The organism is Streptomyces durbertensis (assembly GCF_014156695.1).
Classification (GTDB): domain Bacteria; phylum Actinomycetota; class Actinomycetes; order Streptomycetales; family Streptomycetaceae; genus Streptomyces; species Streptomyces durbertensis.
The window spans coordinates 1-13921 of the sequence record NZ_WMLF01000111.1 but is presented as its reverse complement, the minus strand read 5'-3'; the positions used below and the strand labels follow the sequence as shown (position 1 = coordinate 13921).

The following is a 13921-nucleotide window of genomic DNA, read 5'->3' as shown; positions in this document are numbered from 1 at the left end:
GTCGATGGCCCGGGAACCGACCTCGTGCAGCAGTGCGACGGGCGCGGTGCCGGTGACGGTGGTCATCGGTGGGCTCCTGCCTGGAATGCGGTGGCCCGGCCGCCGTGGGCCGGGACCCCGGCGGCGGTCAGGGCGGCGGCGGTCAGGGCGGCGGCGAACGCGACGGCCAGGGTGGAGTGGTAGCGGTGGGTGAAGCGGTCCGGCGGCCCGTCGTCCCGGCCTTCGGTGTCGGGGCCTTCGGTGTCGGGGCCGACCTCGTGGAGTGAGCCGTCGGCGGCGCGTCGGGCGGCCAGCTCCCGCCACACCGGGCGGTACCGATCGGGCGGGTAGGGCGCGGGGAGGCTCGCGCCGACGGCCAGCAGTTCGCAGGTGAGGTCCCACTGCTGGTCCTCCAGGCAGGTGTCCAGCCAGCAGGGCAACCAGTGGTGCAGGTACCGGTTGAGGTCGGCGGGCACACCGGCCGGCCGGGCGCCCCAGTCGGTGAGGTGGAACACGGTGTGCGTGAGCGCGTAGCCGGCGGCGACGTCGAACGTCCAGGGTTCGGGGAGGGAGCCGAGCCAGGTGCGGCGCAGTACCTCGGTGGGGTCGTCGTGGCTCGGCAGTCGGGCGTGGTGTTCGGCGGCCAGGACGCCGAGCCGGCGGTTCGGCTGCTGCTCGGTGAACGCCCAGGCGCGGGTGCGGACAAGCGCTCCGGTGAATTCCTCGAACTCCTCGTCGCGGAGGCCCGCGGAGGCGAACGCGGAATAGATCTCCAGCGGATACGTGGCGTGGGGTTCCGCGCGGGCGAGTTCGAGCAGGACCCGCCCTTCGGCGATTTCCGCCCAGGCGAAGTCGAGAAGTCCCCGGGCGTGCCGCGCGAGTCGTCGCCACTCCTCGTCGTGGAGGTGTTCGGCGACGGTGTGCGCGGTCCGGGTGATGGACGTGGAGAGGCGGGCGAGTTCGCCGAGCGGTTTCATCGACCAGTTGAGGTCGGTGCGGGGGTCGGACACGTCCGCCGGGAGCGCGAAGCGGTCCTGGTGCGCCGTCACCCACTCCAGGGCGCCGCGCACGATGCCGCCGTGCGCCGCGTAGTCGGCGTAGTCCTGTTCCGGGGCCGCGGCGGACTCGACCCTCGCCGTGGCGCCGGCGGTGTGTGCGGTCATCCGGCCGCCCCCGCGCGCAGCAGTCGGGCCGCGTGGGCGTGCAGGGCCACCCGGGGGTCGGCGCCGCCCATCCGCAGGACGAAGTCCAGGCCGGCGTCGAGCCCGAGGGTGGCGGGTACCGGCGAGGTGTCGGAGTCGAGGACGGCGAGCCAGCGGCCGGCGCCGGCGGCCTGCAGCCAGTCGCGGCGGCGGACGGCGCGGACAAAGCCGCGGGCGAGGTCGAGTGTCCTCGGCGCGGCGGCGGCCACGACCGGGGACGGGCCGGCCACCGCGGGCGGCACGGCCAGCGCGCCCAGTACCGCGAGTTGGTGCGTCAGCTCCTGCCAGCTCAGCCGGGAGAGCCAGGCGGCGTCGGGCGCCGCGCCGGAGAGCTGCGGCGCGGCGGCCGTCGGGTCGTGTCGCCGCAGGGCCTCGCGCATCGCCCAGTGGCTCCACTCGGTGGACGCCGAGGCGTCGCCGCCGGGCGGGAAGGTCCGTACGGCCTCCCGGACGAGCCGCAGATCACCCGGCGCCGCGGGATGTCGGTGGAGGGTGCTGGGCAGGAGCACGTCGGCACCGAGGACACGCACCGCCGCGACGCCGAGTTCGGCGTCCGGCCCCTGTCCGTTGGGGGAGATCACGGCCCGGTGGTCCCCGTCCCGCAGGACGGAGACCACCTCGGAGGCCAGGTCGCACACAGCACCCGACAGGTTTTTCATCTGTGCGCGTCCCGTATCACTTCTTGGGCCGCGGAGCGGGCGGTGACAGCAGCGCCGCGCCGGCGATCAGCAGCAGCGCCGCGCACTCCCGGGTGTCCCGGTAGTAGCCCTGTGCCTCTCCGGGGTTGAGAGCCGCTTCGACGTCTTCTTCGAGCGACTTCTGAAGGTCCCTGGTCTCGGGCTTCAGAGTGGACATGGCACCATCCCCCTAAGGGATCACGGTTTCACTGACATATTCCAGTGGAACGCAGCACCAGGGGGGTCGCAACCGCAGCCGGAAGTACGGAAATCAACAAAAGGCCGCGACCTCCGACCGGAGTCCGTACGGAATTCCCGCGCCGTTGCTCAGCGTTCGGAGAAGGCGGCGAGCTTTTCGGTGAGCTTGTCGAGTGACTGGAACGTGGCGCCGAGCAGGGCGACGTGCTTCCAGTGCAGGGTGCCGTCCGGGGCGACGAGGAAGACCGACCTGCGCAGTCCGATGCCGGGGGCGGCGACCCCGAACGCCCGCGCGACGGCGCGGTCCTCGTCCGCCAGCAGCGGCATCCGCAGGCCGTGGCGGCGGGCGAACTCCTCGTGGCTGTCGACGCTCTGCGGGCTGATGCCCCACACGTCGGCGCCGCACTCGGCGAACGCCTCAAGACCGCTGGAGTAGGAGCACAACTGCTTGGTGCAGACAGGGGTGTTGTCGCCCGGATAGAAGGCGAGGACCAGCGGGCGGCCGCGGTGGTCGGCCGTCGAGTAGTCGCCGCGTTCGAAGAGTCCGGGGTCCTCGCCGCGCAGGACGCCGCCGGGCAGGGTGAAGTCGCCGACGGGAGCGCCGACTCGGGGCGTGGATGCCATCGCGTTCCTCCTGGGGTCGGTGTGGGCCTTCGCCGGCACACGGGGGCGACTCTATGCCGCCCCTACGCCGCCGCGCCGGTCTTCGCCCCGGCTTCCGCGTCCGACTCCTCCCCCGCCCGCGCCCACCGCCGCACGACGTGCCGCAGTTCGTCGACAGCGCGACGGGCCAGATCCTCCTCGGCGCGCACGTCGCGGTTGAACTCCAGGTGCAGGAACGGCACTTCCGCCTCGGCCGCCTGCCGGCCCTGCTTGTTGGTCCGGCCTTCGAGCACGCAGCGGGAACGCCAGGCGCGGCACGTGTCCAGCCCGGCCGCCGCGAGGCCGTCGGCCAACGCCCGGGCGTCCGGCAGCGCGTGGTCGCCGGCGCCGGTGGAGACGACGACGTGCCGCCCGGGCACGGTCTTGTTGGCGAAGCCGTGGATCTGCACCCCGGGCAGGCCGCGTGCGACGAGTTCGCGGGTGACCTCGTGGAAGACGGTGTCGCGGCGGTGGGCGACGTCGGCCTCGCCGTCCTCGCCGGCCCTGCGGTGGGCGCCGGCGAGCACAAGGACGCCGCCGGGGGCGCCGCGCAGGGTGTCGACGCCGAGTTGTTCGGTGTCCAGGTCGGCGATCGGATGGGGCACCTGCACCGACCAGCGGGCCGGGCCGTCGAGCGCGACGTAGACGCGCCCCCAGCCGCGGACGTACTCACCGGCACCGTCGGCGACCTCCGCGTACCGGCGGCCGTCGGCCTCGTCGGTCAGGACGCGCAGCCGGTAGTCGGCCTCGGCCAGCCGTTCCCGGGCGGACCCGAGGCGGCCGTCGAGCAGCAGCCCGACGCCGGACGCGACGGTGCGGCGCTCGCTCTCCTCGGGGGCCCGGTAGCCGGTGTCCCGGCTGATGCCGTCGACAAAGCCCAGGACGCGCGCGCGGAGGTCGACCTGGCCGGCCGGTGGGGGCACGGACTCCACGGAAGCCCTCCGTCCGGACGTGAAGAGCGTCACGAAAACGGTCGTGATCATGCCCGCTACCAGCAGAATTATCAAAGTTGTGATCATTTTTGGGAACCGTGCGCTCATTGTCGTAGCAAGATACCCGGGTGACCAGACGTACCCCCCTCCGACGTGCGACCACCGCCGGCGCCCTCGCGCTGCTCCTGACGGCGACCGGCTGCGGAGTACTCGGAGGCGGCGACACCGCGTCCGAGGGTGACGTCACCTTCACCGTCGCCGCCGCCGGCGACATCCTGATCCACCCGCAGCTGACCGAGCAGGCGCGCGCCGACGCCGCCGCGGCCGGGCAGAAGGGCGAGGACGCGATCGACTTCGGGCCGATCATGGCAGGCATCAAGCCGGTCATCAGCAAGGCCGACCTGGCGATATGCCACCTCGAGCCGGTGCTGGGCGAGCCCGCCGGCCCCTTCGAGTCGTACCCGGACTTCCTCGTTCCGCCGCAGATCGCCACCGCGATCAAGAACGTCGGCTACGACACCTGCTCCACCGCCTCCAACCACACCCTCGACCACGGCCCCGAGGGCGTGCACCGGACCCTGGACGTCCTGGACGAGGCCGGCATCAAGCACACCGGCTCGGCACGCAGCCAGAAAGAGGCCGACACCCCGCTCATCGTGGACGTGAAGGGCGTGAAGGTCGCGCAGATCGCCTTCTCCTTCGGGTTCAACGGGCGCGAGGTGCCGGAGGACCAGCCCTGGCTGGCCAACAAGACCTCCTTCAAGGCGATCGCCGCCGCCGAACGCGCCGCCCGCGCCGCCGGTGCCGAGGTGGTCATCCTGAGCATCCACTGGGGCCGGGAGAACCGCGCCAACCCCAGCGGCTCACAGATCCAGCTCGCCCGGCGCATCGCCGACAAGACCGGCATCAACCTGGTCATCGGCCACCACTCGCACGTCGTGCAGCCGATGGAGAAGGTCAGCGGCACCTGGGTCGCCTACAGCCTGGGGAACCAGATCGCCCGCCACGACATCCCCACCGGGCTCACCGAGGAGGGCGCGATCGGCTGGTTCGAGTTCACCCGGCGGGGCGAGAAGTGGGACGTCCAGGCGCGCTTCGTGCCCACGCTCGTGGAGGTCCCCGGCGAGGAGTTCGATGTGCCAGAGCACGACCCCAGCTTCGACCTCGACGCGGCGGAGAACGCCGAGGACGTCGCGCCCGCCCCGGGTTCCTCCCCCGAACGTGAGCACCGGCTCGTGGACGTCGCGGAGGCCATGCGCTCGAACGGCAAGCTCGACGACGAGCAGCGCGCCCGCTACCGCATGGCGTTCCAGCGGACGGAAGGGACCATGCTCAACCGGGGAGCGGCCAAGGACGGCCTGAAGCCACTCCAGGGGCTGCCATGAGCCCGGCACCGTGAACCGCTCGGGCGCCCGGCGCCCGACTTCGTGAACTGGGCCACACCCGCGCCCGAACGCACAACCAACACGTGAGCGAGCGGGTCGAACACGTTCGACACCGCACCACCCGGCCCCGCCGACCAGCGGGACCGGCCGAAACACCAGGCAGAAGAGGGAGCACGAAGGTGGCCGCTTCGCAATCGAAGCGGCGGCACAAGGCCCGGAGACGGGCCGACATGTCGCTTCTTGGGGGAATCCGACCGCCGATCGCGGTGTTCGCGACGCTGCTGCTGGCGCTGGCCGGCGTCACCGCGCTCGGGCTGGGCTCCGTCAAGCACAAGGCGCTCCCCGAGGCCGTGCTCACCTCGCAGCAGCACTTCGCCGAGGACGGCGCAGTCGCGCTGCGGGCCTCCCTCGACGAGGGCGTCACCGACCTCCGCCGCGTCGCCGGCATGTTCAGCGCCGGCGCGCCCGCCACCCCCGACACCGTGCTCGACAAGGTCGGCAGCACCTACCAGAAGTGGCGCGGCACCGCCGTCATCGAGATCGAGTCCGGCAAACTCCTCGCCGCGCGCGGCGAGAACGTGCCGTTCAAAGCCATCGACCGCACCAAGCTCGGTGACAAGGACGGCCTGGCGCCGCGGATGATCCGGCTCGCCAACGGCGAGACCCGGCTCATGTCCTTCGCGCTGCTCACCTGGGACGACAAGCCCCAGCAGTTGCTCGTGGCGACCAACAGCCTGCGCTTCCCCGGCATCAGCCTCGGCAAGTTCCGGGCCATCGCCGTCGTCGACGCCGAGGGCACCATCCTCAGCAGCGACGGCATTCCCGAACCCGAGCAGGTCCTCACCGACCTCCAGCGGGACGAGGTCAAGGAGTCCAACCGGCAGCTGAAGGCGTTCGCCAAGCAGGCGGTCAAGGACAACAGCCGGCACCCGCTCACCACAAAGGAGCCCGGCAGCGGCGGCTTCCTCGGCATCAGCGGCAGCATCGTCGGCGACACCTTCCGCGGTGACCGCTCGGTCGCCGGCTACGCCACCCTCGCGCCGCCCAAGGCGGGCCCCGGCACCATCGCCACCGGTCTGGGCCTGACCGTCGTCTCCATGGTGAAGGTCATGGAGGACCCGACGAACAGCATCAACCCGCTGTACGGCCTGGTCGCCGCCGGGGCGCTGCTGCTCATCGGCGTCGTGGTGGTCGCCGTGCTGATGGGCACCGTGCAGCGGCCGCTGCTGAAGCTCTTCCTGGAGAGCCGCCGGCTGGCCCGCGGCGACCTGCGCCGCCCGGTGACCGTGCCGCCGTACGGCGAGACGGCCCGCATCGGCCAGGCGCTGGAGCGGCTGCGCGTCCAGCTCGGCGGCGAGCCGGCCGCCACGCGGCCGACCTCCCGGCTGCGCCGCAGGCTCGGCGCGAGCCTGCTGATCGTGCTCTGCGCGGCCGTGGTCCTGGCCTGGGCGGCGCCGGTCGCCCTGCTGGTGAACCGGGCCGGGAACACGGTGGTCATCCCCCAGCAGCTTGTCGACGACCAGCGGGAACGCACCGACACCATCAGCGACCGGGTACGCCGCTCGCTCAACGAGGGCCACGCCGACCTCACCTCCGTCGGCCGGCTCATCGGCGACGAGACCGACCCGAAGGACATGCAGGCCGTGCTGGAGCGCACCGCGTACGAGCACAAGCGCTACCGCTCCCTGTACGTGCTCGACGGCAAGGGCCAGGTCGTCGTGAAGACCGGCCACAAGCCCCGCCACCCGGATGGTCAGGCGCCCTCCGACGAGCCCATCGTCATGCTCGGTGAGGGCGGCAAGGAACCGGTCGTCGCCGGCTACGCCGAGATCCCCGGCCGCGACGGGTCCGCCGTCGTCGGCGAGTTCCGCACCGACTTCCTGAACTCGCTGCTCAAGCGCCCCGGCCTCGGCCAGGTGCGGGTGGTGGACGCCGAACGCCGGGTGATCGGCGGCAACAACGGCTTCCTCCCCTTCAAGAAGCTGCCGAACAAGCAGCTGGACTCGCTTGTCCAGGGCAGCGCGCAGAAGGTCGGCATGTACCCGCGGCCGAGCGGTGTGCAGTTCCGCGACGGCGACAACGTGCAGCTCGCCGCAGCCGCGCCGTTCAGCGGCGGCGGCCCGGCGAAGTCGCTCGGCTGGAGCGTCGTGAGCTGGCAGAAGCCCAACGGCATGGCGATCCCGGCCTACGTGCTGCAGAACCGGACCGTCCTCGCCGGGCTGCTCGCGCTGACCGCCGCCGCAGCCTGCCTCGGCTGGCTGCACATCATCGTCGCCAAGCCGCTGCGGTTGCTCGCCGGTCAGGCGGAGGCGCTGGCCGACGGGGACCGCCGCACGGTCCTCTTCCCCCGGCACCACGACGAGGTCGGCGCCGTGGCCCGAAGTCTGGAACTCGTCCGGCAGGCGTTGCAGGACCGGCAGAGGCGGGACGGCGCCCAGGCCGTACCGGCCGGAAGGAACTGATCACCCGTGCTCTTCCTCTACTCGGTCCTGGTGGTGTGCTGCCTGGTCCTGCTGGCGGCCGGCGTCGTCGAGCAGCGCCGGCACTTCGCCAACCTGGACCGCATACCCACGCGGGTGCTGGTCAACGGCATCCGCGGCAAGAGCTCCATCACCCGGCTGTGCGCCGGCGCCCTGCGCGGCGGCGACCTGGTCACCGTCGCCAAGACGACGGGCACGGCGGCGCGCTTCATCCATCCCGACGCCACCGAGGAACCGGTCTACCGGAAGTTCGGCATCGCCAACGTCGTCGAGCAGATCGGCATCGTGCGGCGGGCCGCCGCCTACAACCCGCAGGTGCTGGTGATCGAGTGCATGGCGGTCATGCCGGCGCTCCAGGAGATCAACCAGAGCAAGCTGATCCGCTCCACGATCGGCGTGCTGTGCAACGTCCGTGAGGACCACCTGGAGGAGATGGGCCCCACCCTCGACGACGTGGCCCGCTCGCTGAGCCGGTCCATGCCCGAGGGCGGCATCTGCGTGACCGCCGAGAGCGACCGCTTCCACATCCTCCAGGAGGAGGCCGACGCCCGCGACTGCCGGCTCGTCTACGCCGACCCCGAGATGGTCACCGACGAGGAGCTGCGCGGCTTCAGCTGGTTCACCTTCAAGGAGAACGTGGCCATCGCGCTCACAGTCGCGGAACTGCTCGGCGTCGACCGGCAGACCGCGCTCCAGGGCATGTACGACGCGCCGCCGGACCCCGGTGTGCTGTCCGTCGAGCGGTACCGCACCCCGGAGGGCAAGCGGCTGCGGTTCGCCAACGTGTTCGCCGCGAACGACCCCGAGTCCACGCTGATGAACATCAACCAGCTGCTGGACCTGGGCGCCGTGCGGCGGCCGCTGAACGTCGTCATCAACTGCCGCCCCGACCGCGTCGAGCGCAACGGCCAGATGGGCGCGATCATCCCCGAGCTGTCCCCCGACACGGTCTTCCTCATCGGCCACCCCACCAAGAGCGCGCTGGACGCGATGCCGGCCGAGTGGCGGCCGCGGGCCGTCGACCTCGGCGGCGACCGGCGGGATGCCGAGGAGTTCATGGCCGAGCTGCTGGACCGGCTCGCGCCGGAGTCCTCGCTGGTGGCCATCGGCAACATCCACGGCCAGGGCGAGCACCTGCTGGAGTACCTCGCGGAACTCCCCGCCGACGAGGAGCCGGACCCGGACGAGGACGCCCCGGCGGGTGCCCCGGCCGGCGGCGCCCCCGCGCACGGCGGGGACGCGTACGGCGGCCCCACGCACGGCGGTCCGGCGGACGTCGAGACGACCGTGCAGCAAGCCGCTCTGGCGGCGCCCGAGGCGCCCGTACACCATGAGCCGCACGCGGACGTCCGGTCGCAGGCCGGATACCCCCAGCACGGCGGGTACGACGCCCACGCGGGACACCGCGAACACGCCGACCACGGCGGCAGCGGTCACCACGGCGGCCAGGGCGGCCACAGCGGCCACCCCGGGCAAGGCGGCCACCCCGGGCACGGCGGGCAGGACGCGCAGGACCGTCCGGACCACCCGGGCCACGGCCAGCCGCCCGCTCCCCGGCAGCCCTTCCAGCCGTACCGGGACCCGTACGCGCCCTACCCGGACATCCACGACATCCGCGCGGCAGAGCGCTCCCGGCCCAGCTGGGCCGTCCCGCCGGGGCAGGAACCGCCGCAGGCCGGCAGCCCTCAGGCCGGCGGTCCTCGGACCGGCCAGGCGCCGGAGCCCGGCCGGGTCCAGTCGCTCGGCCAGGCCCACCAGACCGGACAGTTCCCGCAGCCCCGGCGACCGGACCAGGCGCAGCCGCCCGGCCGGCCGCCGCGGCACCCCGCACAGCAGCCAGAAGCGCCCGAACAGCCAGAGCCCAGGCACAGCCCAGGAGACCACCGTTGATCCCCGCCGTCCTCACCCCAGAGATCGCCGCGATCGGTATCGCGCTCGGCCTGGTGTTCTCCCTGGTCTGCTACCTGACGACCAACCTGTCCCCCGGCGGCATGATCACCCCGGGCTGGCTCGCGCTGACGCTGGTGGAGGACCTCCAGCACGCCGCGATGGTCGTCGGCGTCACCGTCCTCACCTACGTCTGCACGCTCGGCGTGCAGCGTGTGGTGATCCTCTACGGCAAGCGGCTGTTCGCGACGGTCGTGCTGATCGGCGTGGTCCTGCAGGGCGCGCTGACGATCGTCCTCCAGCAGGAGTTCCCGCTGCTGTACAGCAACCAGACCCTCGGGTTCATCGTGCCGGGCCTCATCGCGTACCAGCTCGTGCGGCAGCCGAAGGGCGCCACGATCCTCGCGACCGGCTCGGTGACCCTCATGACCTACGTCGTCCTCACCGCGGGCATCCTGCTCGGCCTGATGCCGACGGCCTGACGCCCACCACCATCTGATCCCGCCCCCACAGACCCCGCCGAACGACCGGAAGCGACTGGAGCCGATAAGTATGAGCGCCCCGACCAAGCGCAAGTCCCGTCCGATCCTGCACGCCGCCACCGTCCTCGCTCTGCTGGCGGGAAGCGCCTACCTGACGGTGGCGCTCCGCGACCAGGAACAGGCCAAGGCGCCCGCCGTGCAGGCCGTCACCGACGTCGCCAACCTGAAGTCGTCCAACGCGTCCCGGGAGAGCGGCGAGCGGGTGTGGGAGCGGCTGGACAACCCGGCCCGTTCGGTGCTCCGCGACGGCGACGGCGGTGTGCTGGCCACCTTCACCGACGGCGCCCGCACCGCCACGCTCACCGGCCCGAGCCGCACGTTCAGCGAGCCGGCGAACACCAAGTCGCGGGTCGTCACCGAGAACTGGGTGCGGTTCATGCCGGAGCCGTGGACCAAGGGCGCCGAGAAGGAGAAGTGGTTCAAGGACTGGTTCAACGAGTACTTCGGCAGCGAGGAGGACGACATCTTCGCGATCGCCTTCCAGTACACGCCGGGCGCGCCGGTCAAGGTGGACGACGAGGGCATCAAGTACGCCGGTGACGCCGAGTTCGGCCCGTTGAACCCGGACGGCTCGGAGGGCAACGACCTCCGCCTGGAGGAGTCCGACTTCTACGACTACCTGGGCATCCCGTACACCTTCCGGGACGGCACCACCATGCAGCCCGAGGCGCGGCGCTACCGGGCGATGGACTGCTCCGGTTTCATCCGCACCGTGCTCGGGTACCGGGCCCGCTACCCGCTGATGGCAAACGACCGGGCGGGCGACGGCCTGCCGCGTACCGCCAACGGCATGGCCCGCTCCTCGCTCGGCGCCGACATCATCCCGCTGACGGGCAAGGGGCCGCGCTACGACCGGCCGAAGTCGATCGACGTGCTGCAGCCCGGTGACCTGGTGTTCTTCTGGCTCGACGCGCGCACCGGCGAGCGTCTGGACCACGTCGGCATCTACCTCGGTCCGGACACCGACGGGGCGAAGATCTTCATCTCCAGCCGGGAAGAGGTCAACGGCCCGACGATCGGCGAGAAGGGCGGCGCCTCCCGCCTCGACGGCAACGGCTACTACGCGACCGCCCTGCGCAGCGCCAAGCGCCTCTGACCCGTCCGGTGCCAAGCGCACCCCGGGCCGTCCGGATCCCGCGAAATGGCCGGAACGGTTCGGGGTGTCAGTGGACACCCCTAGCATTGCGGGCATGGGTTCTGTGGCTTCCTCTACGTCTGGTGACGACTCGTCGACGCGCGGTGACGGCGCCGGGGTGCCCGGGCCCGCCGCGCCCTGGGAGTCGGAGTCGTACGTCCCGCAGGAGCCGCCGTACGACCCGTACGACGAGCCGTACGAGCCGCCGCCGTACGGCGATCCCCACGGCGACGCCCCCGGCGACCCGTACGCCGGCCCCGAGGCGGCCCACGGGGGGCCGACGCCCGAGGACGTCGCCTGGGCGGACGAGGGCGCCGGTGGCGGGTCCCCGGGGGATCCGACGTCGCGGGACCCGGCCGAGGTGCTGCGGCGCGTCTTCGGCTACGACGAGTTCCGGGGCGAGCAGCGGGAGATCGTCGAGCATGTGATCGGCGGCGGCGACGCGCTGGTGCTGATGCCGACGGGCGGCGGCAAGTCGCTCTGCTACCAGATCCCCGCCCTGGTGCGGGACGGCGTCGGCGTGGTGATCTCGCCGTTGATCGCCCTCATGCAGGACCAGGTGGACGCGCTGCGGGCGCTCGGCGTCCGCGCCGGCTTCCTGAACTCCACCCAGGACGTCGACGAACAGCGCCTGGTGCAGGCGGAGTTCGTCGCGGGCCGGCTCGACGTGCTGTACCTGGCGCCGGAGCGGCTGCGCAACGAGGCCACGCTGCGGCTGCTGGACCGGGGCCGCGTCTCGCTCTTCGCGATCGACGAGGCGCACTGCGTCGCCCAGTGGGGCCACGACTTCCGCCCCGACTACCTGATGCTCTCCCAGCTTCACGAGCGCTGGCCGGACGTGCCGAGGATCGCGCTGACCGCGACCGCCACGGAGGCCACCCGCCAGGAGATCGCCACCCGGCTCGACCTCACCGGCGCCCGCCACTTCGTGGCGAGCTTCGACCGGCCCAACATCCAGTACCGCATCGTCGGCAAGGTCGAGCCGCGCAAGCAGCTCCTGGACCTGCTGCGCGGGGAGCACAAGGGCGACGCGGGCATCGTCTACTGCCTGTCGCGGGCCTCCGTGGAGAAGACGGCGGGCTTCCTGACCGAGCAGGGCGTGGAGGCGCTGCCCTACCACGCGGGCCTCGACCCCCGGACCCGCGCCGCCCACCAGTCGCGCTTCCTGCGGGAGGACGGCCTGGTGATGGTGGCGACGATCGCCTTCGGCATGGGCATCGACAAGCCGGACGTGCGCTTCGTCGCGCACCTGGACCTGCCGAAGTCCGTGGAGGGCTACTACCAGGAGACGGGCCGCGCCGGGCGTGACGGGCTGCCGTCGACGGCCTGGCTGGCCTACGGGCTGCAGGACGTCGTCCAGCAGCGCAAGATGATCAACGGCTCGGAGGGCGACGCGGCGCACCGCCGGCGGCTGGTGGCGCACCTGGACGCCATGCTGGCGCTGTGCGAGACGGTGGAGTGCCGCCGGGCGCGGCTGCTGGCCTACTTCGACCAGTCCGCGCCCGGGTCCTGCGGCAACTGCGACACCTGCCTCGTGCCGCCGGAGACCTGGGACGGCACGGTGGCCGCCCAGAAGATCCTGTCGACCGTCGTCCGGCTGAAGCGGGAGCGCAACCAGAAGTTCGGCGCGGGGCAGATCATCGACATCCTGCTGGGCAGGAAGACGGCGAAGGTCATCCAGTTCGACCACGACCGGCTGAGCGTCTTCGGCGTCGGCGCGGAGCTGAAGGAGGCCGAGTGGCGCGGCGTGCTGCGGCAGCTGCTCGCGCAGGGGCTGATCGGCGTGGAGGGCGAGTACGGCACGCTGGTGCTGACCGAGGGCAGTGAAGAGGTGCTGCGCGGCCGCCGGCAGGTGCCGCTGCGGCGGGACCAAGTCCGCGCCAAGCCGGCGCGCGCCGCCCGCCCGGACTCCTCCCGCCGCTCCGGCGCGCCCGCCGACCTGCCGCCGGAGCTGGAGCCGCTGTTCGAGCGGCTGCGGGCGTGGCGCGCGGAGGCCGCCCGGGAGCAGGGCATCCCGGCGTACATGGTCTTCCACGACGCCACGCTGCGGCAGATGGCGGTCAGCGGTCCGACGACGCTGGAGGAGCTGGGCGGGATCAGCGGCGTGGGTGAGAACAAGCTGGCCAAGTACGGCGAGGGCATCCTCGCGGTGCTGGCCGCCGGGCCCGACGGCGAGCCGCAGCCCGAGGCGGACGGCGACGCCGGCGCCGGCGCGGCGGACGTCAGCTCAGCTGGGTGAAGGTGACGCCGGCGACCAGCGCGCCGAGCGCGGTGCCGGCCAGCACCTGCGCCGTCGTGTGGTCCCGCAGCGCCACCCGGGACCAGCCGACCAGCGGGACCAGGAGGGCCGCCGGCCACAGCCACGGCCCGTAGACAAGGGCGAGCATCAGCACGCTGCCGGCGGAGACGGCGGCGTGCACCGACACCTTCCAGACGACGGTGATCGCCATCAGCACCACCAGGGTGGCGACCATCGCGGCGATCAGCGCGGTCATCTCCGCGGGGGCGCCGAGCAGCCGCATCAGCAGCGTCCCGGTGAGCACGGACGTGATGATGAAGACCATCACGACCAGCCGCTGCCGGCGCACGCCGACGTGGCGGTCGGCCCACCGGCCGCGCCGGATGCCGTACCGGATGAACAGGACCGGCAGCACGGCGGCGAAGAACGCGCCGAACGCGCCCCAGCCGACACCCGCCAGCCCGTCGACCCGCCACCCGACGAGCAGGGTGAGCGCGATGATCCAGTTCTTCGGTTCCAGGCCGTCGGTGACGCGCCGTGCGAACGTCTTCGTCCGCGTGGCGCCGCCTGGCCCGCCGGTCCCGCCTGACGGCACGGGGGTCGCGGACGACGCGGCGGGGGAC

At 72.5% G+C, this 13921-nt stretch carries 12 protein-coding genes; 6 read left to right on the top strand and 6 right to left on the bottom strand.

What is annotated here, in order from left to right; all coding sequences use genetic code 11:
• Positions 1-62: 62 nt before the first annotated feature.
• From GL263_RS10255 to GL263_RS10235, 5 genes are all read right to left on the bottom strand, one after another.
• Positions 63-1142, bottom strand: a complete 1080-nt coding sequence (locus tag GL263_RS10255) for a DUF6895 family protein (RefSeq protein WP_194377323.1) — start codon at positions 1140-1142, stop codon at positions 63-65.
• Positions 1139-1840, bottom strand: a complete 702-nt coding sequence (locus GL263_RS10250; RefSeq protein WP_182855297.1) for a hypothetical protein — start codon at positions 1838-1840, stop codon at positions 1139-1141. The genes GL263_RS10255 and GL263_RS10250 overlap by 4 nt, the downstream gene beginning before the upstream one ends.
• A 16-nt stretch (positions 1841-1856) precedes the next feature.
• Entirely contained in the window at positions 1857-2036 is a 180-nt protein-coding gene (locus GL263_RS10245) for a hypothetical protein (RefSeq protein ID WP_182855296.1), read from the bottom strand.
• A 149-nt stretch (positions 2037-2185) separates the two neighbouring features.
• Positions 2186-2680, bottom strand: a complete 495-nt coding sequence (locus GL263_RS10240; RefSeq protein WP_182855295.1) for a peroxiredoxin — start codon at positions 2678-2680, stop codon at positions 2186-2188.
• Positions 2681-2742: 62 nt separating this feature from the next.
• Complete coding sequence (locus GL263_RS10235; RefSeq protein WP_182855294.1) at positions 2743-3630, bottom strand: hypothetical protein; 888 nt, start codon at positions 3628-3630, stop codon at positions 2743-2745.
• Between the two features lie 128 nt (positions 3631-3758).
• Here GL263_RS10235 and GL263_RS10230 point away from each other — a divergent pair, with 128 nt between their 5' ends.
• The 6 genes from GL263_RS10230 (at position 3759) to recQ (ending at position 13298) form a co-directional block, all read left to right on the top strand.
• Complete coding sequence (locus tag GL263_RS10230) at positions 3759-5015, top strand: CapA family protein (RefSeq protein WP_182855293.1); 1257 nt, start codon at positions 3759-3761, stop codon at positions 5013-5015.
• Between the two features lie 230 nt (positions 5016-5245).
• Positions 5246-7477, top strand: a complete 2232-nt coding sequence (locus tag GL263_RS10225) for a HAMP domain-containing protein (RefSeq protein ID WP_182855292.1) — start codon at positions 5246-5248, stop codon at positions 7475-7477.
• Between the two features lie 6 nt (positions 7478-7483).
• The gene (gene pgsB, locus GL263_RS28335) at positions 7484-9385 is read left to right on the top strand and encodes a poly-gamma-glutamate synthase PgsB (protein ID WP_323379333.1); all 1902 of its coding nucleotides are present in this window, start codon (positions 7484-7486) and stop codon (positions 9383-9385) included.
• Positions 9382-9864 (top strand): poly-gamma-glutamate biosynthesis protein PgsC/CapC, encoded by a 483-nt coding sequence (locus GL263_RS10215; RefSeq protein ID WP_182855291.1) that lies wholly within the window; start codon positions 9382-9384, stop codon positions 9862-9864. The genes pgsB and GL263_RS10215 overlap by 4 nt, the downstream gene beginning before the upstream one ends.
• A 70-nt stretch (positions 9865-9934) precedes the next feature.
• The gene (locus tag GL263_RS10210) at positions 9935-11020 is read left to right on the top strand and encodes a C40 family peptidase (RefSeq protein ID WP_182855290.1); all 1086 of its coding nucleotides are present in this window, start codon (positions 9935-9937) and stop codon (positions 11018-11020) included.
• A 94-nt stretch (positions 11021-11114) separates the two neighbouring features.
• Positions 11115-13298, top strand: coding sequence for a DNA helicase RecQ (gene recQ / locus GL263_RS10205; RefSeq protein WP_228456364.1), 2184 nt, complete (start codon positions 11115-11117; stop codon positions 13296-13298).
• Here the strand turns inward: recQ and GL263_RS10200 are convergent.
• A partial coding sequence (locus GL263_RS10200; RefSeq protein WP_323379332.1) for a phosphatase PAP2 family protein occupies positions 13282-13921 on the bottom strand: 640 nt, incomplete at its 5' end. The two genes, recQ and GL263_RS10200, sit on opposite strands and share 17 nt — an antisense overlap.